Source organism: Streptomyces sp. NPDC020983 (assembly GCF_044333485.1).
Lineage (GTDB): Bacteria > Actinomycetota > Actinomycetes > Streptomycetales > Streptomycetaceae > Actinacidiphila.
This window is the reverse complement of the sequence record NZ_JBIRRA010000011.1, coordinates 99,125-119,746: the sequence shown is the minus strand read 5'-3', so window position 1 is coordinate 119,746 and position 20,622 is coordinate 99,125. Positions and strand designations below refer to the sequence as shown.

Below are 20,622 nucleotides of genomic sequence, written 5' to 3'. Positions count from 1 at the left end.
CGGCCCGCTCCCGGCGGGAACCCCGTTTCCCGGGGGTGCGCGGCCGATGGTAGAAATGCGCGAAGGCAGTGCGGATGATCGAGGTGGCGTAAGCATGACGGAGTCCAAGGGGCCCGGCACCAAGGGCGGTTCGGCAGCCCCGAAGAAGAAGCGCAAGGGGCCCCTCGCCCGGCTGCGGCCCTACGCGGTGGGCATAGCGGCCATGGTCGTGGTCTTCGGCGTCTCCGCGCTGATCGGCGCCCATGTCCGCGCCGGCAAGGACGACAAGGTGTCCGAGCCCACCGGCGCGGTGGGCCCTGCGACGAGGCCGACGGCCGCGCCCCTGGCGCCCGACGCGAGCCCGACGCCCACCCCCACGGCCGCCGGCCCGAAGCTGGGCATCCCCGTGAAGCCGAGCGTCCCGGTCACCCTCACCGTCTACGAGGACCTCCGCAGCCCCGACTCGAAGGCCTTCCAGGACCAGTACGGCGACACCCTCCAGCAGATGCTGGACTCCGGCCAGGTGCAGCTCCAGTACCGCCTGGTGACGTCGTCCGACAAGCAGTACGGCGGCAAGGGCTCCGCGGTGGCGGCCAACGCCGCGGCCTGCGCGCAGGACCAGGGCCGCTTCGCCGCCTTCGTCGACGAGCTGTGGAAGGTCCAGCCGGCCGACCCGAAGGACGACGCGCTCAGCAGCGAGAAGCTCATGGAGAAGCTGGCCCGCAAGGCCCACAAGATCAAGGCCGGCACCTTCGAGCCGTGCGTGGAGCAGCGCGACCACGAGGGCTGGGTCCTCAGGTCCCAGCAGGACTTCACCGCCGCCGGCCTCGGCTCGGCGCCGGTCGTCGAGATCAACGGCGAGCCGGTGAAGGACGCGAAGACGCTGACGCCTGCCTCCCTGCGCAAGCAGGTCGGTGCCGAGGTCAAGCGGGTCGTCGCGCTCGACGCCGAACCGCAGCCCGCGCAGGCGGGCTGAGGCCCCGCCGCCCCGAACGCGACGAAGGGGGGCCGGTCCACCGCGGTGGACCGGCCCCCCTTCGCTGTGCCGCGCGTCAGGCCGGGACGCTCGCCACGCCCGGCGCGAGGAACGGCTTGCCGTTGACCCGCTGGGAGACGCCCTCGCGGTCCAGGTACGGCGTCACGCCGCCCAGGTGGAAGGGCCAGCCGGCGCCCGTGATCAGGCACAGGTCGATGTCCTGGGCCTCGGCGACGACGCCCTCGTCCAGCATCAGCCCGATCTCCTGCGCCACCGCGTCCAGCACCCGCGCGCGCACCTGCGCCTCGGTCAGCACACGGTCGCCCTGCTTCAGCAGCGCGGCGACCTCCGGGTCCAGTTCGGGGCGGCCGGAGTCGTAGACGTAGAAGCCGCGCTTGCCGGCCTTGACGACGGCCGCCAGGTTCTCCGAGACGGTGAAGCGCTCCGGGAAGGCCGCGTGCAGCGTCTCCGACACGTGCAGGCCGATGGCGGGGCCGACCAGTTCCAGCAGCACCAGCGGTGACATCGGCAGGCCCAGCGGCTCGACGGCCTTCTCGGCCACGGCGACCGGCGTTCCCTCGTCGATGACGTTCTGGATCTCGCCCATGAAGCGGGTCAGGATGCGGTTCACCACGAAGGCGGGCGCGTCCTTGACCAGCACCGCGGTCTTCTTGAGCTTCTTCGCCACGGCGAACGCGGTCGCGAGCGACGCGTCGTCGGTGGTCTCGCCGCGGACGATCTCCAGCAGCGGCAGGATCGCGACCGGGTTGAAGAAGTGGAAGCCCACGACACGCTCGGGGTGCTCCAGCTTCGCGGCCATCTCCGAGACCGACAGCGAGGAGGTGTTGGTCGCCAGGATCGCGTCCGGGCGCACCACGGCCTCCAGCTCGGCGAAGACCTGCTGCTTGACGCCCATGTCCTCGAAGACCGCCTCGATGACGAAGTCGGCGTCCCCGAAGGCCGCCGCCTTGTCCGGGTGCCCGGTCACGAGTGCCTTGTACCGGTTGGCGGCGTCCTGCTTCAGCCGGCCCTTCGCGAGCAGCTTGTCGATCTCGGCGTGCACGTAGGCCACGCCCTTGTCGATCCGCTCCTGGTCGATGTCGGTCAGCACGACCGGCACCTCCAGCCGCCGCACGAACAGCAGCGCCAGCTGCGAGGCCATCAGGCCCGCGCCCACGACGCCGACCTTCGTCACCGGGCGGGCCAGCGCCTTGTCGGGCGCGCCGGCCGGGCGCTTGCCGCGCCGCTGCACCAGGTTGAAGGCGTAGATGCCGCTGCGCAGCTCGCCGCTCATGATGAGGTCGGCGAGCGCCCGGTCCTCGGCCTCGAAGCCCTGCCGCAGATCGCCGCTGCGGGCCGCGGAGACGATCTCCAGCGCGCGGTAGGCCGCCGGGGCCGCGCCGTGCACCTTGGCGTCGGCGACGGCGCGTCCGCGGGCCACGGCCGCGTCCCAGGCCTCGCCGCGGTCCACCTCGGGGCGGTGGACCTCGATCTCGCCCCGGAGGACGGACGCGGTCCACGCGAGCGACTGCTCCAGGAAGTCCGCGGCCTCGAACAGCGCGTCGGCGATGCCCAGTTCGTAGACCTGGGGGCCCTTGAGCTGCCGGTTCTGGTTGAGCGAGTTCTCGATGATCACGGTGACCGCGCGGTCGGCGCCGATCAGGTTCGGCAGCAGCGTGCAGCCGCCCCAGCCGGGTACCAGGCCGAGGAAGACCTCGGGCAGCGAGAAGGCGGGCACGGAGGCGGACACGGTGCGGTAGGTGCAGTGCAGGCCGACCTCGACGCCGCCGCCCATGGCCGCGCCGTTGTAGTAGGCGAAGGTGGGCACCGCGAGCGACGACAGCCGCTTGAAGACGTCGTGGCCGCCGCGCCCGATGGCCAGCGCGTCCTCGTGCCGCGCGAGCAGCTCCACGCCCTTGAGGTCGGCGCCGACGGCGAAGATGAACGGCTTGCCGGTGATGCCGGCGCCGGTGATCGCGCCCTCGGCGGCCTCCTTCTCCACCTGGTCGATCGCTGCGTTCAGGTTGGCGAGCGACTGCGGGCCGAAGGTGGTCGGCTTGGTGTGGTCCAGGCCGTTGTCGAGGGTGATCAGCGCGAAGCGCCCGGCGCCGGGCAGCTCCAGGTGCCGCACGTGCGCGGAGGTGACGACCTCGCCGGGGAAGAGCTCGGCCGCGCCCTTGAGGAGTTCGGTGGTGGTGCTCACTTGACGCTCCCGTCGAAGTTCGGGTTCTCCCAGACGACCGTGCCGCCCATGCCGAAGCCGACGCACATCGTGGTGATGCCGTAGCGCACCTCGGGGTGCTCCTCGAACTGCCGGGCCAGCTGCGTCATCAGCCGCACCCCGGAGGAGGCCAGCGGGTGGCCGAAGGCGATGGCGCCGCCGTACGGGTTGACGCGCGGGTCGTCGTCGGCGATGCCGTAGTGGTCGAGCAGCGACAGCACCTGCACCGCGAACGCCTCGTTGACCTCGATGAGGCCGATGTCGTCCATCGTCAGGCCCGCGCGGGCCAGCGCCTTCTCGGTGGCCGGGACGGGGCCGATGCCCATGACCTCCGGCTCGACGCCCGCGAAGGCGTACGCGACCAGGCGCATCTTGACCGGCAGGGCCAGCTCGCGGGCGACGTCCTCGGCGGCCAGCAGCGAGGCGGTGGCGCCGTCGTTGAGGCCCGCGGAGTTGCCCGCGGTGACGCGGCCGTGCGGCCGGAAGGGGGTCTTGAGGCCGGCCAGCTGCTCCAGCGTGGTGCCGGGGCGCATGGGCTCGTCGGCGGTGGCCAGGCCCCAGCCCGTCTCGCCGCCCTCGGGGGTGGTGCGGCGGATCGCGACCGGGACCAGATCGGGCTGGATCCTGCCGTCCGCGTAGGCCTTGGCGGCCTTCTCCTGGCTGCGCACCGCGTACTCGTCGGCGCGGGCCTTGGTCAGGGCGGGGAAGCGGTCGTGCAGGTTCTCCGCCGTCATGCCCATGAAGAGGGCCGACTCGTCGACCAGCTTCTCCGACACGAAGCGCGGGTTCGGGTCGACGCCCTCGCCCATCGGGTGCCGCCCCATGTGCTCGACACCGCCCGCGACGACCACGTCGTAGGCGCCGAACGCGATCCCGCCCGCCGTCGTCGTCACGGCCGTCATCGCGCCCGCGCACATGCGGTCGATGGAGAAGCCGGGCACGGTGGTCGGCAGCCCCGCCAGGATGCCGGCGGTGCGGCCCAGGGTCAGCCCCTGGTCGCCGATCTGCGTGGTCGCGGCGATCGCGACCTCGTCGACACGGGCCGGGTCCAGCCCGGGATTGCGCCGCAGCAGTTCCCTGATGCACTTGATGACCAGGTCGTCGGCCCTGGTCTCGTGGTAGATGCCCTTCGGGCCCGCCTTGCCGAACGGGGTACGGACGCCGTCGACGAAGACGACGTCCCTCGCAGAACGCGGCACGACTAGCTCCCTCTATGTGTGTTCACTCGCCTCCCGGCACATGCTACTCGCGGGTAACCGAACGGGACAGTGCGACCCCGCGAAGCGGCGTAGGTCACACCGGAAGGGTTACCGCTCCGCGGCGGGGCGGGCGGCGAGGGCCTTCGTGATGAGCGGAGTGGTCAGCTGGACCTGCCAGGGGCGGGCGCCCAGGTCGGCCAGCGCGGCGGCCACCGCCTCGGGGGTGAGGTCGGCCGGCGGGGCCCAGCACACCCGGCGGACGGTGTCCGGGGTGATCAGGTTCTCCTGCGGCAGGTGCAGCTCGTCGGCCAGCGCCGTCACCGCGGCCCGGGCCGCGGACAGCCGGGCGGCCGCGGCCGGGTCCTTGTCCGCCCACGCGCGCGGCGGCGGGGGACCGGTGTAGGCGGCGGTGGGCTGCGGCAGCTCGCGCTCCGGCAGGCTGCGGGCGCGGTCCACCGCGGCCTGCCACTGGTCGAGCTGGCGGCGGCCCATGCGGTGCCCGAAGCCGGGCAGCGCGGCGAGCGCGTGCACGTTCGGCGGGTTCTCCAGCGCGGCGGTGACGATCGCGGCGTCGCTGAGCACCCGGCCGGGGGAGATGTCGCGCTCGCGCGCCGCCCGGTCGCGGGCCAGCCACAGCTCGCGCACCACGCCGATCTGCCGCCGCCGGCGCACCTTGTGCATCCCCGACGTGCGGCGCCACGGGTCCACCCTGGGCGCGGGCGGCGGAGCGGCGGCGATGGCCGCGAACTCCTGGAGCGCCCATTCCAGTTTGCCCTGCTCGCGCAGCTCCTCCTCCAGCGCGTCCCGCAGGTCCACCAGCAGCTCGACGTCCAGCGCCGCGTAGCGCAGCCACGGCTCGGGAAGCGGGCGGGTCGACCAGTCCACCGCGGAGTGGCCCTTCTCCAGGGCGTAGCCGAGCACCTGCTCCACCATGGCGCCCAGGCCCACGCGCGGGAAGCCGGCCAGCCGGCCGGCGAGCTCGGTGTCGAACAGCGAGGACGGGCGCATGCCCAGCTCCGCGAGGCACGGGAGGTCCTGGGTGGCGGCGTGCAGCACCCACTCCGTGCCGCTCAGCGCGGCGTCCAGCGCGGACAGGTCGGGGCATCCCACGGGGTCGATCAGCGCGGTCCCTGCTCCGGCGCGGCGCAGCTGGACCAGATAGGCCCGCTGCCCGTAGCGGTAGCCGGAGGCACGCTCGGCGTCGACGGCGACCGGACCCGTGCCCGCGGCGAAGGCCGCGACGACCTCCGCGAGCTCCTGCGGGTCTGCGGTCACCGGCGGGATTCCCTCGCGCGGGTCCAGCAGCGGGACCGGCGCCGCCGCGGTGTCAGCGGATGCGGTGTCTTGGGCGTCGGTCACCTGTCAAGGGTAGCCTTGCGCCGCACCTGCCGGTGGGGCTCGCCCTGTTCGTCCGGTTACGCCGGACTTGTCGGAATGGGCGGCGGGCGGGCCCGCCAGGGGGCGGAACGTTACGCCGCCCCCTGAGGCGGCGCCCGGCGGTCAGTGGATGATGCCCGTGCGCAGCGCGACGGCCACCATCCCCGCACGGTCGCCCGTCCCGAGCTTGCGCGCGATCCGCGCGAGATGGCTCTTGACCGTCAGCGCGGAAAGGCCCATCGAGACGCCGATCGCCTTGTTGGACTGGCCCTCGGCGACGAGCCTGAGCACCTCCACCTCGCGTCCGGACAGCTCCCGGTAGCCGCTGCCGGGGTGACCGGCGGCGCCCGGGGGGCGGCGCTGCATGCGGGCGGCGGTCGCGCCCAGCGGGGCGAGGCCCGGGCGGCCGGCGAGGCTGCCCGGGGTGTTGCGGGTGCCGGTCACCACATAGCCCTTCACGCCGCCCGCGAGGGCGTTGCGCACCGCGCCGATGTCGTCGGCGGCGGAGAGGGCGAGGCCGTTGGGCCAGCCCGCGGCGCGGGTCTCGGCGAGCAGGGTGAGCCCGGAGCCGTCGGGCAGGTGGACGTCGGCGACGCAGATGTCGCGGGGGTTACCGACCCGGGGGCGGGCCTCGGCGATCGACGAGGCCTCGATCACGTCGCGAACCCCGAGCGCCCACAGGTGTCGGGTGACGGTGGAGCGTACGCGGGGGTCGGCCACGACGACCATGGCCGTCGGCTTGCTGGGACGGTAGGCGACCAGGCTCGTGGGCTGCTCGAGAAGAACGGACACCGGGCCTCCTGTGGCAAAGGGGACTGAAAGGGTCACAGTTTCCTTCGGCAGCAATCGGCCCGGCCTTTAGGGAAAGATCACGATTTGTTGCACATTATTTCCGGCAAATCGGACGGCCGATCGAACGCCAGAGCTGCCGGCCCCGGCCGGGTGCCCGACGCACCCTCAGAAGGGCCCCTCGCGGGGCCCGCAGCGGCCGCAGCGGGGGGACGGGCACCGCGCTCAGGTGCGGCGCTTGGGCAGCGGCACGACGCCCGCCGTGCCGCGCGCGGGGGTGTCCTCGGCCGGCGGCAGGCCCGCGCACGCGCACAGCAGGTCGCACCAGGCGGCCAGGTGCGCGGTGGCGTCGATCAGCCCGCCGGGCCGCTCCTGCGGCGTCCAGGACGCGCGCAGCTCGATCCTGGTCTCGTCCGGGCGGTCGCCGAGGCCGCCGAAGAAGTGCGACGACGCGCGCGAGACCGTGCCGCTCGGCTCGCCGTGGCCGGCGCCGTGCGCGGCGAGCGCGCCCGTCAGCCACGACCAGCTGACCTCGGGCAGCAGCGGGTCGCCCGCCATCTCCGGCTCCAGGTCCGCCCGGGCGAGGGTGACCAGCCGGAAGGTGCCGGACCAGGCCTCGTGGCCCTGCGGTTCGTGCAGCAGCACCACCCGCCCGTCGGCCAGCTCCTCCCCGTCGGCGAGCACCGAGGCCTCCAGTGCGTAGGCGTACGAGGCGAGCCGGCGCGGCGCGGCCACCTCCTCGATCCGCACCTGCGGCCGCACCCGCGCCCCCCGCAACGCGTCCACCGCATGCCGAAAAGGAAAGGGGACCCCGCCGTCCTCGCCGACCTCGCCGACCTGTCCATGCACCGCTGCCATGCCCGGAAGACTAGGGCGCGCGCGGCGTCCGCGTGCGCAACAACACCCGAGGCCCCGTAACCGGTCTCTCCGCGCGGCGTGCGAGGATGCCGGGTGTGAGCACGCATCAGCAGACCGCTGCCTCCCCGTTCATCCGCGCCTGCCGGAACGAGCCGGTGCCGTACACCCCGGTGTGGTTCATGCGCCAGGCGGGCAGGTCGCTGCCCGAGTACCTGAAGGCGCGCGAGGGTATTCCGATGCTCGAGTCGTGCATGCGGCCCGAGCTGGTCGCGGAGATCACCCTGCAGCCGGTCCGGCGGCACAAGGTGGACGCGGCGATCTACTACAGCGACATCATGGTGCCGCTCAAGGCGATCGGCCTGGACCTGGACATCAAGCCGGGCGTGGGACCCGTGGTCGGCGAGCCGTTCCGCAGCCGGCAGGACCTGGCGCGGCTGCGCGACCTGGACCCCTCGGACGTCGGCTACGTCACCGAGGCCGTCGGCCTGCTCACCGCCGAGCTGGGGGAGACCCCGCTGATCGGCTTCACCGGCGCCCCCTTCACGCTGGCCAGCTACCTCGTCGAGGGCGGCCCGTCGCGCAACCACGAGCGCACCAAGGCGCTCATGTACGGCGACCCCCAGCTGTGGCACGACCTGCTCGACCGGCTCGCCGACATCACCGCGGCCTTCCTGAAGGTGCAGGTCGAGGCGGGCGCGAGCGCCGTCCAGGTCTTCGACTCCTGGGTCGGTGCGGTGTCCCCGGCCGACTACCGGCGGCATGTGATGCCGGCCTCCGCGAAGGTCTTCCGCGCCGTCGAGGGCTACGGGGTGCCGCGCATCCACTTCGGTGTCGGCTCCGGCGAGCTGCTGGGCCTGATGGGCGAGGCGGGCGCCGACGTCGTCGGCGTCGACTGGCGCGTGCCGCTGGACGAGGCCGCGCGCCGCGTCGGCCCCGGCAAGGCGCTCCAGGGCAACCTGGACCCGGCGGTGCTCTTCGCGCCGACGGCGGCCGTCGAGGAGAAGACCCGCGAGGTGCTGGACGCCGCGGCCGCGGCGGGCACCGGGCACGTCTTCAACCTCGGCCACGGCGTCATGCCGCACACCGACCCGGACGCCCTCAGCCGCCTGGTGGAGTTCGTGCACCGCACCACGCAGACGGCCTGAGGCGACCCGGCCCGCCGGTCACCCGGCGGGCGGCGGCTCCTCCTTCCCCGGCTTCCCCGGCTCGCGCCGCTCCTGCGGCCGCTGCGCCGCCGGCCCGGCGGCCTGCGGCGGTACCGGGGGCACGGCGGGAGCGGGCGGCGCGGCCCGGTCCGTCCGGGCACCCGGGGAGCGCGGTACGGCAGCGGGCTCCGCGGGCGCACGCCACGGATCGGCGGATTCCGCCTGTGCCTGCGGGTGGCCCGGCAGCCCGCGCGGCGGGCGCAGCGTCGCGGCGTCCGGGTCCGGCTCCCGCCGCGGCCACCAGCGGCGGCGCGCCACGCGGTAGGCCGTCCACAGCGCCGCCACGGCGAGCAGGAAGGGCAGGACCACCGCCAGCACGACGAGGACGCCGCGCAGGGCCACGAAGAAGGCGTCCCAGCCGTCGCGCAGGGCGTGGCCGACCGAGGTCCAGAAGCCGTCGTGGCGGGCCTTCTCCGCCTTCTTGTGCACGGCCGGTGCGGGCGGCTCGCTCAGGGTCAGCGTGACGGTGGCCAGGTTCGTCTGGTCCTGGAGCGACGCCTGCTGGGCCTCCAGCGACTCCAGGTCGGCCTCACGGGTGCTCAGTTCGCTCTCCAGGCTGACGACGTCGTCCAGGTCCGTCGCCTGCTGCATGAGCGCCCGTACCCGCTCCACGCTGGCCTTCTGGGACTTCACCCGGCTCTGCACGTCCACCACCTTGCCGGTGACGTCCTGCACGCTCACCTTGCGGGAGAGCAGGCTGCCCAGCCCGGAGAGCCGGTCCAGCAGGCCGTCGTACGCCGCGGACGGGACGCGCAGCTGGACGGTGGAGGAGACGCCGCCGTCCGTCCCCGTCGCGGTGTCCTCGTCGCCGGAGTAGCCGCCCGCGTCGGCCACGAAGGACTTGGCCTGCCGCAGCGCGTCGGCGACGTGCGGGGTGCGCACGCTCAGGCTCGCCGTACGGACGAGGTACGACACGGACGGGTGCGGGGCCCTGCTGCCGGACGAGCCGGCGGACGGTGCGGCCTTTGCGCCGGAGCCCTCGTCCTGGACGGCGCCGGTGCCGCTGCCGCTGCTGCGGCTGCCGCCCTCCTGGTTCCCGGCGGCCGGCGCGGACGCGGCCGGGCCCGCCGCGCTGTCCGACGAGGACGAGCTGTCCTTGCCGGACGACGCGCTGCACCCGGCGAGGGCGAGCGCCCCCGCCAGCAGCAGCGCGGCCGGCACCGGCCGGCGGTGCCGGGCCCGGCGGGAGCCGGGCGCGGCCTGTCTCGCACTTACTCTCATCGTGAAATCCCCCCAGAGACACGGTTGTCGAGCGGAAGTGCCGGTGTGACGGGAGTGTGGCGCATCCCGTTCCGCGACTTCGGTACCGGCGCCATCACGGTCCGAACTCGATCCGGCGTCTGAGACAGTGGACGTATGAGCGACGCGCACTCCGGTCCGGCCGCGGCGGCATCCCGCGGGCACGCAGGCGAGACCGCGGGCAAGAGGCCTCCGGGCCATGTGGTGGTCGTCGGCGGCGGTATCTCCGGGCTCGCCGCGGCGCACCGGCTGGCCCGCGCGGGGGTGCGGGTCACGGTGCTGGAGGCCACCGCGCGGCTCGGCGGGAAGCTGCACGCCGACGAGATCGCCGGGGTGCCCGTGGACCTGGGCGCCGAGTCGATACTCGCCCGCCGCCCGGAGGCGGTGGCCCTGGCCCGCGAGGTCGGGCTCGGCGACGACCTGGAGCCGCCCGCCGTGCTGGGCGCCACGGTGTGGACCCGCGGGCGGCTGCGGCCGATGCCGAAGGGCCATGTCATGGGCGTGCCGGGCGACCTCGGGCCGCTCGCCGCCTCCGGCGTCATCTCCCCCGCGGGCCTGGCCCGCATCCCCTTCGACCACGTCCTGCCGCGCACCGCCGTCGACGGGGACGTCGCCGTGGGGGCGTACGTCGCCGCCCGGCTGGGCCGGGAGGTCGTCGACCGGCTCGTCGAGCCGCTGCTCGGCGGCGTCTACGCGGGCAACGCGTACGAGATCTCGCTGCGCGCGGCGGTGCCGCAGCTCTACGCCGCCGCCACAGGGGGGCGCTCGCTCATCGAGGCGGCCCGCGCGATCCAGCGCAAGGCGGCCGCCGCCACCGCGGCCGGCCCGGTCTTCAACGGGCTGCGCGGCGGCGTCGGGCGGCTGCCGCTCGCGGTCGCCGAGGCCTGCCGGGCGCTGGGCGTCACCGTCGAGACCGGGGCGCGCGTGCGCGAACTGCACCGCACCGGCCCGCACGGCTGGCGGGTCCGGCTCGCCGACCGCGCCCTCGACGCCGACGGCGTGGTGCTCGCCGTGCCCGCCCCCGCCTCCGCCCGGCTGCTGGAGGGCGAGTCGCCGGCCGCCGCGGCGGAGCTGTCCGGCGTGGACTACGCGAGCATGGCGCTGGTCACGATGGCCTTCCGGCGCGCCGACCTGGCCCTGCTGCCGCAGTCCAGCGGCTTCCTCGTGCCGCCCGTGGACGGCCGTACGATCAAGGCCTCGACCTTCTCCAGCCGCAAGTGGGGCTGGCTGGACGCGGCGGGCGGCGACACCGTGGTGCTGCGCACCTCCGTCGGGCGCTTCGGCGACGAGGGGGACCTCGCGTGGGACGACACCGACCTGGTGCGGCTGTCCCGCGAGGACCTGGAGCAGGCGGTCGGGCTGCGGGCCGCACCGGTCGCCGCCCGCGTCACCCGGTGGGACGGCGGCCTGCCGCAGTATCCGGTCGGGCATGTGGACCGGGTCGCCCGCATCCGCGAGCACGTCGGCAAGCTGCCCGGTCTGGGCGTGTGCGGCGCGGTCTACGACGGCGTCGGCATCCCGGCGTGCGTCGGCAGCGGGCAGCGGGCCGCGGACGGGCTGCTGGCCACCCTGGTGCCCGGCGGGACGGACGGCGCGGGAGAATAGCCGCATGACCGACTCCACTCCTGCCGACGCCCACGCCCACGCTCCCGCCGAAGCCGCCGCGGGGGACTCCGCCGCGCACGCCAAGGCCCCGAACGCGGGCAAGAAGGCCAAGGACCTCAACGAGGTCATCCGCTACACCCTGTGGTCGGTCTTCCGGCTCCGCGCCCCGCTCCCGGAAGACCGCTCCGGTTACGCGGAGGAGGTCGACGAGCTGTTCGCGCAGCTCGCCGCCAAGGACGTCACGATCCGCGGCACGTACGACCTGTCCGGGCTGCGGGCGGACGCCGACGTGATGATCTGGTGGCACTCCGAGACGTCCGACGCGCTCCAGGAGGCCTACAGCCTCTTCCGCCGCACGCGCCTGGGCCGCGCCCTGGAGCCGGTGTGGTCCAACATGGCGCTGCACCGCCCCGCGGAGTTCAACAAGTCGCACATCCCGGCCTTCCTCGCCGACGAGCACGCGCGCGACTACGTGAGCGTCTATCCGTTCGTCCGCTCGTACGACTGGTACCTGCTGCCGGACGAGGACCGCCGCCGGATGCTCGCCGACCACGGCAAGATGGCCCGCGGCTTCCCGGACGTGCGCGCCAACACCGTCGCCTCCTTCTCGCTCGGCGACTACGAGTGGATCCTCGCCTTCGAGGCCGACGAGCTGCACCGGATCGTGGACCTCATGCGGCACCTGCGCGGCTCCGAGGCGCGCCGCCACGTCCGCGAGGAGGTGCCGTTCTTCACCGGGCGCCGCCGCGAGGTCGCCGACCTGGTCGCCGGTCTCGCCTGAGACCCCCGCCCTTCCCGGGCCCGGCTCCCTCGGGGGCCGGGCCCGGACGCGTGCCGGGCGAACCCCCGCCGTACGCCTGACCGGACGGCCGGGCCGGCCGGCACGTTCTGCTCCGGCCGGTCCCCGGCGGCCGCCGGCGCGCTGCCGGACCGACCGGCACGGCCGGCGCCGCCCCTGTGCGTCAGCCCCCGTCGCGGGGCGGCGCCCGCGGTTGCGCGGGGGAGCGAACGCGTCGTACGCAGCCCGTGCTGACGCCCGGTGCCCGCGGCCCCTCTCGGCCGGTACGTGGCCCAGAGGTGCGTTACGCACTTCCAGGTGCCTGCTTACCAGAAGATAGCAATGCGCCTAGGGTCGTACCGCGGGGCACGGACGCCCCCGCGAACGGTCGGAGAGCAGGCAGGAGTGCGGAGATGGGCAACGGGATCACGAGGGCGGTCGTCGTCCGGGAGTTCGGCGGACCGGAGGCGCTGGAGGTCGTCGAGCAGCCGCTGCCCGAGCCGGGGCCGGGGCAGGTGCGCATCGCGGTCGAGGCCGCGGCCGTCAACCCCGTGGACCTGCTGACACGCGCCGGGGGAACCGTCGCCGTCGGCTTCACCGCGCCGCGCGCGCAGTACGGGATCGGCTGGGACGTCGCCGGCCGCGTCGACGCGGTGGGGGCCGGGGCCGGGTTCGCGGTCGGCGACCGCGTCATCGGCTGCATCGACCGGCTGGACCTCACGACCGGCGGCTACGCCGAGCACGTCGTCCTCGACGCCGCCGCGGTGGGCCGGGCCCCGCGCGACGCGACACCGGCGGAGGCCGCCACGATCCCGCTGAACGCGCTCACCGCCGACCAGGCCCTCGACCTGCTCGGCCTGCCCGCCGGGAGCACGCTGCTGGTCACCGGCGCGGCCGGCGGTGTGGGCGGCTTCGCCGTGGAGCTGGCCGTGCTGCGCGGGCTGCGCGTCGCGGCGCTCGCCGGGGCGGACGACGAGAAGCTGGTGCGGCAGCTGGGCGCCACCCACTTCATTCCCCGTGACGTCCCGAACGTCGGCGACGCGGTACGGGCGTGGGCGCCCGGCGGGGCCGACGGCGTCCTCGACACGGCGGGGCTGCGGGAGGCGGCGCTCGAGGCGCTGCGCGGCGGCGGCGCCTTCGTCGCCTTCGGGCACGGCGCCGACCCCGTGCCGCGGCGCGGGACGCGCGTCGCCAACGTGTGGATCCGCGCGGACGGGCGCCGCCTCACCGAATTCTCCGCGCTCGCGGACGCGGGCCGCATCTCCCTGCGCGTGGCGGCCACGTACCCGCTGGCCGAGGCCCCCGCCGCGCACGCCCGCCTCGCCGCGGGCGGCGTGCGGGGGCGGCTGGTCCTCCTGCCGTGAGCCCCGACGCGCCCGCCGCGGGACCTTCCACCGGTCCCGTGGCGGGGCGCGCGTCGCCCGCGTCCGGGGGAGCCGCGTCCGGGGCCCGAGGCCGGCGCGCGAACCGGTGGCCCGGGGGCGGGAGCCGCGGGCAGGCCGTCACCGGCGGGAGTTCGGGCGGGCCGCCGCAGCGGGCTGTCCGGGGCGCCGTCAGGCGTGGGGGCTGCGCAGGGCGGGGTGGTCGGCGACGACGGTCGCGGAGCCGGGGGCGACCTCCGTGAAGCCGGCGTCGCGCACGAGGGGGAGGGGCGACGCCGCCAGGGCGGGCCAGTCGGCGGGGGAGGCGGTGCGGACGGCCAGCGGGAAGCCCGCCGCCCGCCAGGCCGCGCGCTCGTCGCCGTCCAGCTCCCACCACGCGAGCTGTGCGCCGTGCCCGGCCTGCGCCATGGCCTTGCCCGCGGACATCGTGACCTCGGGGTTGAGCCACAGCACGGGCTCGGCCGCGGGGGGCGGCGGCGGGGCCGCGGGGTCGTCGAGTTCGGTGCCCGAGACCTGGAGCCTGGCCAGGTCCTTGGGCCAGCCGTCGAGCGGCACCGGCGGATAGACCCGCACCTCGGCGGAGCGCCCGGTCACGGTGATGCCGGGCAGCGTGCCCGCCCGCCGCCACTCCGCACCCCGCGCGCGCCGGACCACCTTGCGGATCCGGGCGTCCTGCCAGTCGCGGACGGCCTGCGCCCACTCCCCGCCGTCCGCCGTCGCCCGCTCGTCGGACAGCAGGGTCAGGACGGCGCGGGCGGCGGTCTCGAGCGCGTCCGTGCGCTCCGGAGGGGCGTCCCGCTCGATCCGTACGACGAGCGGCAGGACGTACTGCCGCGCCGCGTCCCGCTCGGCGGCGCTGTGCTGGAAGGGGCTGGTCACGGGCCCAGTCTGCCACCGCCGCTTGGCGCTCCGCGGCGGGTGGTCCAGGATGGGCCCGTGGGGGGAACGGGACTGCGACTCGACGGTGTCGGGCGGCGCTACCGGCCGCGCGGACCGTGGGTGCTGCGGGAGGTCACGCTGGAGCTGCCGCGGGGCGCGCTGGTGCGGGTCGAGGGGGTGAACGGCAGCGGCAAGTCGACGCTGCTGCGGCTTCTCGCCGGGATCGACCGCCCGACGACCGGGCGCGTCACGGGCCGCCCCGCATCCGCCACCGCGTACGTGCCGGAGCGCTTCCCGGCCGCCCTGCCCTTCCCCGCCCTGCGCTACCTGACCCACCTGGGCGCCGTCCGCGGCCTGCCCGCCGCGACCGCCCGGGCACGGGCGGCGTACTGGCTGGAAGGCTTCGGTGTCGCCGGGTACGCGGGCACGCCGCTCGACGAGCTGTCCAAGGGCACCTGCCAGAAGGTCGCCGTCGCCCAGGCCCTGCTGGCCGACCCGCAGCTGCTGGTGCTGGACGAGGCCTGGACGGGTCTGGACACCGCCGCCCGCGCCACGCTGGACGCGGCGGTGCGGGCCAGGACGGCCGCGGGCGGCACGGTCGTCTTCGTCGACCACGACCCGCGGCGCCTGGCGGGTGAGCAGGACGTCACGGTGACGGTCGACGCGGCGACGGGAGGGGCCACCGCGCACCTTCGCACGCCCCGAGGCGCCGCGCCACCGGCGGGCCGCATGCTGATCGAGGCCGAGGGTACGGGCGAACTCCCCGCGGGCGTCCGCCCGTACGCCCGCCCCGGGGCCCGCCCGGCCCGTCTCGTCCTGCCCGCCGCGGCTTCCGACGCCGCCCTGCGCGCCCTGCTGGCTGCGGACCCGCCGTGGCACGTCACCGCCGTCCGCCCCGTGCCGCAGGCCGACGGCCCCCGGTCCCCGGAGGCCCCCGCCCCCGAGCCCGCGGCGGCGCGGGCAGGCGGGGCGGACCCGGCGCCGCTGCCCGCGGCCGCGGTGGCCGCGCCGGCAGGTGAAGGCGCCCAGGTCCCCGGGGAACCGCCGCCCGCGGTCCCGCCGGCCCGGCTCGGCGGAGAGGGCGGCGGGTGGCGGCGGGCCCGTGCGCTGCTGCGGTACCAGGCCGCGCTGCTGGTGCGCTCGCACCGCTGGCTGCCGCCGCTGCTGGGGTACGGCGCGGTCATGGCGGTCGGGATCGGCGGCGGGGAGCCGGTGCTCGGGTCGATGGGGTACGCGGCCGCGCTGCTGCTGCCGGTCACGGCGTGGCTGGTGCGGGTGTGCGTGCGCAACGAGCCCGCCGCCGCGCGCGCGTGCACCGCCTCCGCGGTGGGGCCCGGGCGGGCGCACGCCGGGGCGCTGGTCACCGGGCTGGGGGCCGCCGCGCTGCTGGGCGCCGCCGGGACGGCCTTCGTGGCCGCCGTGAGCGGGGCGTGTGCCGACGACCTGAGGACCGCGGTCCCGGTGGGGCCGGCCTCCCTGGCCGGGCTGCTGGCCGCGGCGGTGGCGGTCCTGCTCGGCGGCGCGGTGGGGGCGCTGACCAACCCGCCGCTGGTGCGGGGCGCGGGCTGGTCGCTGCTGGTGACGGCGCTGGGCGCGGGCGCGGTGCTGCTGGCCTCCGGGTCGCCCGCGCAGGCCGCGGTCACCGGCCTGGTCACCGGTTCGCGCACGGGCGCGGTGCACTACCCGGTGGTGCCGCTCGTCCTCGCCGCGGTGGCCGCGGCCGCGGCGGGCCTGCTGTCCTGCGCGGCCGTCTCCCGCCTCGGCTCGGCGGAGTAGACGGGCCGGGCGCGCAGCCGCGCACCGGCCGCCGCGCCCGTACGCACCCGGCCGCGGTCCCGTACCGAACGGTTCCGGCCAGCACCGGCAACCCCGGGCCCTCCCGTGGACACGGGTCTTCGAAACTTTCGAAACGGCGCTCGCCATTCCGATCGTCACATGCCCTGCCCATGGCGGGCGTTGGCCGTTCGAGTCGGCGAATTCCTCTCAATCGGCGGGTGATCAGCGGAGATCGCTTGTCTGTGGGAACCCTGTGGGCAGAAAGATTTCGAAATTTCTACCGAAAGTGTTGACACCCGGAGGGTGCGGTCCAGACTGTTCGGCGTCACCGGTGATGCGTCACCGGTGATCCGGGCCGCACCCATCCGGGCCCGGGCCTCCGGCCGCGGCACGCTCGGCGGTCGGAGTGCGTGTCATGCCCCTGCTGTCGCCGGCCGCAACGGCCCGTGCCGGCGGGGGCGGCGGCACGCGGACCCCCCACATCCGTGCAAGGAGGAACCCCAGTGAGTCTGCTGACCCGTGTGATGCGCCCCAGACGCCCCGTCATGGCCGCCGTCCGAGGTCTCGTCGCCGTCGCGGCGTCGGTCACGGTCGCCTTCGCGCTCCCCGGCGCGGCCCACGCCGACACGACCGTCAACACGAACAGCACCGGCACCAACAACGGGTACTTCTACTCGTTCTGGAGCCAGAACAGCGGCCAGGCCTCGATGACGATGGGCTCCGGCGGCCAGTACAGCACCCAGTGGAACAACGTGACCAACTTCGTGGCCGGCAAGGGCTGGAACCCGGGCACGACCGCGCCGGTGACGTACTCGGGGACGTGGAACTGCAACGGCAACTGCTACCTGTCGCTGTACGGCTGGACCACCAACCCGCTCATCGAGTACTACATCGTCGACAACTACGGCAACTACAACCCCAGCACCGGCGCCACCAAGCTGGGCTCGGTCAGCAGTGACGGCAGCACGTACGACCTGTACCGGACGCAGCGCGTCAACCAGCCGTCGATCGAGGGCACCGCGACCTTCTACCAGTACTGGGCGATCCGCCAGGCCAAGCGCACCGGCGGCACCATCACCGTGTCCAACTTCTTCAACGCGTGGGCACAGGCGGGCCTGAACCTCGGCACCCCGAACTACGAGATCCTGGCCACCGAGGGCTACGGCTCCTCCGGCAGCTCCAACATCACCGTCAGCAGCGGCGGCAGCAGCACCGGCGGCACGACGGGCGGCACCACCGGCGGCACGACCGGCGGTACCACCGGGGGCACGACCGGCGGCACGACCGGCGGCACGACCGGCGGCACGACCGGCGGATCGACCGGCGGCACCGGCAGCGGCTGCTCCGCGACCTTCACCAACTCCTCCGACTGGGGGGCCGGCTTCACCGGTGCGGTGAACGTCAAGAACAACGGCTCCTCCGGCGTCAACGGCTGGACGGTGAAGCTCACCTTCCCCGGCAACCAGACCGTCACCAACCTGTGGAACGGCAGCTACACGCAGTCCGGCAACACGGTGACCGTGACCAACGCCAGCTACAACGGGAGCCTCGGCGCCGGCGCGAGCACGTCCTTCGGCTTCAACGCCAACTACTCGGGCAGCAACGGCGCCCCGACGCTCTCCTGCACCACGAGCTGACCTGGCCGCGAGCGCTGTCGCGCACACGGCAGGGGGTGGGCACCGGAGTCCTCCGGTGCCCACCCCCGCGCCCGCGTCACTCCCCGGTGGGGGCCAGCCGCAGTGAGATCGAGTTGATGCAGTAGCGCTGGTCGGTCGGTGTCGGGTAGCCCTCGCCCGTGAAGACGTGGCCGAGGTGGGATCCGCAGCGCGCGCAGCGCACCTCGGTGCGCACCATGCCCATGGTGCGGTCCTCGATCAGCTCGACCGCCGCGCTGTCGGCCGGGTCGTAGAACGACGGCCATCCGCAGTGCGACTCGAACTTCGTGGCGGAGCGGAAGAGCTCGGCGCCGCACGCGCGGCACTCGTACACGCCCTCGGTGCTGGTGTCGGTGTACTCACCGGTGAAGGGGCGCTCGGTGCCGGCCTGCCGCAGGACCGCGTACTCCTGCGGGGACAGCTCCTCGCGCCACTGCTCGTCGGACTTGTTCACTTCGTACGGCATGGAGGTCCTCTCAGCTGCCGAGGCGGGCCAGAATCCGCGGTCCGAGGTCGGTCACGTCGCCCGCCCCCATGGTGAGAACGAGATCGCCGGGCTTCGCCATTCCTGCCACCAGCTCCGCGACCGCCTCGCGGTCCGGTTCCGGGGTCACGTCGGCGCCCGCGGCGCGCGCGGCGTCGACGATGAGCGCGCTGGTCACGCCGGGTACCGGGTCCTCGCGCGCCGGGTAGATCTCCAGCACCACCGAGGCGTCCGCGAGCGCCAGCGCGCCTCCCATCTCCTTGCCCAGCTCGCGGGTGCGGCTGAACAGGTGCGGCTGGAAGACCACGAGCACCCGGCCGCCGTCCGCGGCGGCGCGGATCGCCTCCAGGTCGGCCGTCATCTCGGTCGGGTGGTGCGCGTAGGAGTCGATGACCTGCACGCCCGCGGCCTCGCCCTTGAGCTGGAGGCGCCGTTTGACGCCGGTGTACGAGGCGAGCGCGGGCGCCAGCTCCTCGGCGGGCACCCCGAGGGCGGTGCCGGCGGCCAGCGCGGCGGCTGCGTTGAGTGCGTAGTGCCGGCCGGGCACCGAGACGGTGAAGGCCAGTTCCCGGCCGTCCGCCATGACGACCGTGACCTCGCTGGTCAGGCCGCGCGGAGTGATGGACGTGACCCGCAGGTCGGCGGTCGGCGCCTCGCCGACCGTGAGCACGTGCGGTCCGTCCGTGCCGGCGATCCGCCGGGTCAGCTCCACGGCGCCCGCCTGGTCGGCGGAGACCACCAGCGTGCCTCCGGGGCGGATCTTGCCGACGAAGGTCGCGAAGGAGTCGTAGATCTCCTCCATCGACGCGTAGTTCGCGTGGTGGTCCAGCTCGACGTTGAGCACCACCGCGACCTCGGGGTCGTAGGCGTGGAAGCTGCGGTCGCTCTCGTCGGCCTCGGCGACGAAGAGGTCGCCCTCGCCGTGGTGGGCGTTGGAGCCGGGCGCGTCCAGGTCGCCGCCGATCGCGTAAGACGGGGCCAGGCCGAGCGTGGTGAGGGCGACGGCCAGCATCGAGGTGGTCGTCGTCTTGCCGTGCGTGCCGGCCACCGCGACCGGGCGGGTGCCCGCCATCAGCGCCGCCAGCGCGTCGCTGCGGTGCACGACCGGCAGGCCGCGCTCGCGGGCCGCCGCCAGCTCCGGGTTCTCCGCGCGGATCGCGCTGGAGACGATGACCGCGGTGGCGTCCGGCGCGAGGTTGCCCGCGGCGTGCCCGATGTGCACGGTCGCACCGAGCGCCCGCAGCGCGGCGGCCGTCTCCGACTCGCGCGCGTCGCTGCCCGCCACCGCCGCGCCGCGCTGCGCGAGGATCTTCGCGATGCCCGACATCCCGGCGCCGCCGATCCCGATGAAGTGCGGTCGGTCCAGGGTGGGCGGAACGGTCGGGCTCATACGCGCATCTCCAAGGGGCGGGCCGAGTGTCCGGCGGGCGGGTGAGCCGATTCTCGCACTGCTGGGCGCCGCGCCTCGCGCGCACCGGCCCCCGCACGGCGGGCGTGCCCGCCGCCCGGGGGCCCGGCGGCGGGCACGCGCCTGCGCCGTGTCACTCCTCGTCGTCCTGCTGGGCGAAGAGCTTCAGCACCGGCACGCCCACCTTGTGGCGGGCCCTGGACGTCCAGTCGCGGTGGAAGAACTCCTCCACGAAGTGCGGCGCCGTCAGCACGATCACCTCGTCCGCGTGCGTCCGCTCGACCACCGACGTGAGGACGTCCAGCGGGTGCTTCTGGACGATCTCGCCCACCGCCTCCGCCCCCGCGGTGCGCAACTGGTCGACGGAGGCGGCGAGGGCCAGCTCGGCGGGCTGGTGGGCCTGCTCGCCCTCGGGTACCTCGTTCTCCCGCGCGGCCTCCTCCAGGTGGCCCAGCGCCACGTCGTCCACCGCCCGCAGCAGGCGGTCCTGGTCGCCGCGGGGCTGCATCAGCACCACGAACGAGACCGGCTCGTCGCCGTGCAGGGTGGTGACGAGCTCCACATCGGCGGGGGCGAGCCCCTTCTCGATCATGAGTACGGTCGTGAACACGGACGCGTCCTTCTTTCTCAGGGGCCGCTCGGCCGCCCTGCACACCATCCTGCCCCGATCTTCACAGGGCACCCGGTACGAGTCTTCCCGAGCCACGCCAAGCGGAACGCCGGAATCCGGTTTTTACGGCTCACCCTTGCCCCTGCAGGGCGTACGGCGGGGCGCGGGGTTTACGCGGGGGCACGCGGGAGGCTGCCCGGGG

Annotated in this window: 17 protein-coding genes; 7 read left to right on the top strand and 10 right to left on the bottom strand. The window is 74.9% G+C overall.

The window, feature by feature from the left end; translation table 11 throughout:
- The first annotated feature begins 94 nt into the window (after window positions 1-94).
- Window positions 95-955 carry a DsbA family protein gene (locus ACH4SE_RS24730; RefSeq protein WP_398545646.1) on the top strand — a complete coding sequence of 287 codons (861 nt, stop codon included), beginning with the start codon at window positions 95-97 and terminating at the stop codon, window positions 953-955.
- A gap of 76 nt (window positions 956-1,031) precedes the next feature.
- Here ACH4SE_RS24730 and ACH4SE_RS24725 read toward each other — a convergent pair whose 3' ends face one another.
- The 5 genes from ACH4SE_RS24725 to ACH4SE_RS24705 form a co-directional block, all read right to left on the bottom strand.
- Window positions 1,032-3,158: a 3-hydroxyacyl-CoA dehydrogenase NAD-binding domain-containing protein gene (locus ACH4SE_RS24725; protein ID WP_398545645.1), complete on the bottom strand. Its 2,127-nt coding sequence runs from the start codon at window positions 3,156-3,158 to the stop codon at window positions 1,032-1,034.
- Window positions 3,155-4,375 carry a thiolase family protein gene (locus tag ACH4SE_RS24720; protein WP_398545644.1) on the bottom strand — a complete coding sequence of 407 codons (1,221 nt, stop codon included), beginning with the start codon at window positions 4,373-4,375 and terminating at the stop codon, window positions 3,155-3,157. The genes ACH4SE_RS24725 and ACH4SE_RS24720 overlap by 4 nt, the downstream gene beginning before the upstream one ends.
- A gap of 108 nt (window positions 4,376-4,483) precedes the next feature.
- Entirely contained in the window at window positions 4,484-5,734 is a 1,251-nt protein-coding gene (locus ACH4SE_RS24715; RefSeq protein WP_398545643.1) for an HRDC domain-containing protein, read from the bottom strand.
- Window positions 5,735-5,875: 141 nt separating this feature from the next.
- Window positions 5,876-6,544 carry a LuxR C-terminal-related transcriptional regulator gene (locus ACH4SE_RS24710; protein WP_398545642.1) on the bottom strand — a complete coding sequence of 223 codons (669 nt, stop codon included), beginning with the start codon at window positions 6,542-6,544 and terminating at the stop codon, window positions 5,876-5,878.
- A 222-nt stretch (window positions 6,545-6,766) separates the two neighbouring features.
- Complete coding sequence (locus ACH4SE_RS24705; RefSeq protein ID WP_398545641.1) at window positions 6,767-7,399, bottom strand: DUF3000 domain-containing protein; 633 nt, start codon at window positions 7,397-7,399, stop codon at window positions 6,767-6,769.
- Between the two features lie 86 nt (window positions 7,400-7,485).
- Between ACH4SE_RS24705 and hemE the strand changes: the two genes are divergently transcribed.
- Window positions 7,486-8,544 carry a uroporphyrinogen decarboxylase gene (gene hemE / locus ACH4SE_RS24700; RefSeq protein ID WP_398545640.1) on the top strand — a complete coding sequence of 353 codons (1,059 nt, stop codon included), beginning with the start codon at window positions 7,486-7,488 and terminating at the stop codon, window positions 8,542-8,544.
- Between the two features lie 18 nt (window positions 8,545-8,562).
- On the opposite strand, the gene ACH4SE_RS24695 is transcribed toward hemE, so the two are convergent.
- The gene (locus ACH4SE_RS24695) at window positions 8,563-9,825 is read right to left on the bottom strand and encodes a DUF4349 domain-containing protein (RefSeq protein ID WP_398545639.1); all 1,263 of its coding nucleotides are present in this window, start codon (window positions 9,823-9,825) and stop codon (window positions 8,563-8,565) included.
- A 135-nt stretch (window positions 9,826-9,960) separates the two neighbouring features.
- Between ACH4SE_RS24695 and hemG the strand changes: the two genes are divergently transcribed.
- From hemG to ACH4SE_RS24680, 3 genes are all read left to right on the top strand, one after another.
- Complete coding sequence (gene hemG, locus ACH4SE_RS24690; protein WP_398545638.1) at window positions 9,961-11,448, top strand: protoporphyrinogen oxidase; 1,488 nt, start codon at window positions 9,961-9,963, stop codon at window positions 11,446-11,448.
- Between the two features lie 4 nt (window positions 11,449-11,452).
- On the top strand, window positions 11,453-12,229 hold the full coding sequence (gene hemQ / locus ACH4SE_RS24685; RefSeq protein ID WP_398545637.1) for a hydrogen peroxide-dependent heme synthase: 777 nt from the start codon (window positions 11,453-11,455) through the stop codon (window positions 12,227-12,229).
- A 410-nt stretch (window positions 12,230-12,639) separates the two neighbouring features.
- Window positions 12,640-13,590, top strand: coding sequence for an NADP-dependent oxidoreductase (locus ACH4SE_RS24680; RefSeq protein WP_398545636.1), 951 nt, complete (start codon window positions 12,640-12,642; stop codon window positions 13,588-13,590).
- A gap of 189 nt (window positions 13,591-13,779) precedes the next feature.
- Here ACH4SE_RS24680 and ACH4SE_RS24675 read toward each other — a convergent pair whose 3' ends face one another.
- Complete coding sequence (locus tag ACH4SE_RS24675; RefSeq protein ID WP_398545635.1) at window positions 13,780-14,487, bottom strand: peptidyl-tRNA hydrolase; 708 nt, start codon at window positions 14,485-14,487, stop codon at window positions 13,780-13,782.
- Window positions 14,488-14,544: 57 nt separating this feature from the next.
- Here ACH4SE_RS24675 and ACH4SE_RS24670 point away from each other — a divergent pair, with 57 nt between their 5' ends.
- The gene (locus ACH4SE_RS24670) at window positions 14,545-16,263 is read left to right on the top strand and encodes an ATP-binding cassette domain-containing protein (protein WP_398545634.1); all 1,719 of its coding nucleotides are present in this window, start codon (window positions 14,545-14,547) and stop codon (window positions 16,261-16,263) included.
- 503 nt (window positions 16,264-16,766) lie between these two features.
- Window positions 16,767-17,900, top strand: a complete 1,134-nt coding sequence (locus tag ACH4SE_RS24665; RefSeq protein ID WP_398545633.1) for a glycoside hydrolase family 11 protein — start codon at window positions 16,767-16,769, stop codon at window positions 17,898-17,900.
- Window positions 17,901-17,976: 76 nt separating this feature from the next.
- On the opposite strand, the gene msrB is transcribed toward ACH4SE_RS24665, so the two are convergent.
- The 3 genes from msrB to ACH4SE_RS24650 all read right to left on the bottom strand — a co-directional run bounded on the left by msrB (window position 17,977) and on the right by ACH4SE_RS24650 (window position 20,420).
- Entirely contained in the window at window positions 17,977-18,384 is a 408-nt protein-coding gene (gene msrB, locus ACH4SE_RS24660; RefSeq protein WP_398545632.1) for a peptide-methionine (R)-S-oxide reductase MsrB, read from the bottom strand.
- Window positions 18,385-18,394: 10 nt separating this feature from the next.
- The gene (gene murC, locus ACH4SE_RS24655) at window positions 18,395-19,792 is read right to left on the bottom strand and encodes a UDP-N-acetylmuramate--L-alanine ligase (RefSeq protein WP_398545631.1); all 1,398 of its coding nucleotides are present in this window, start codon (window positions 19,790-19,792) and stop codon (window positions 18,395-18,397) included.
- A gap of 151 nt (window positions 19,793-19,943) precedes the next feature.
- Window positions 19,944-20,420, bottom strand: a complete 477-nt coding sequence (locus tag ACH4SE_RS24650; protein ID WP_398545630.1) for an indole-3-glycerol phosphate synthase — start codon at window positions 20,418-20,420, stop codon at window positions 19,944-19,946.
- Window positions 20,421-20,622: the final 202 nt, after the last annotated feature.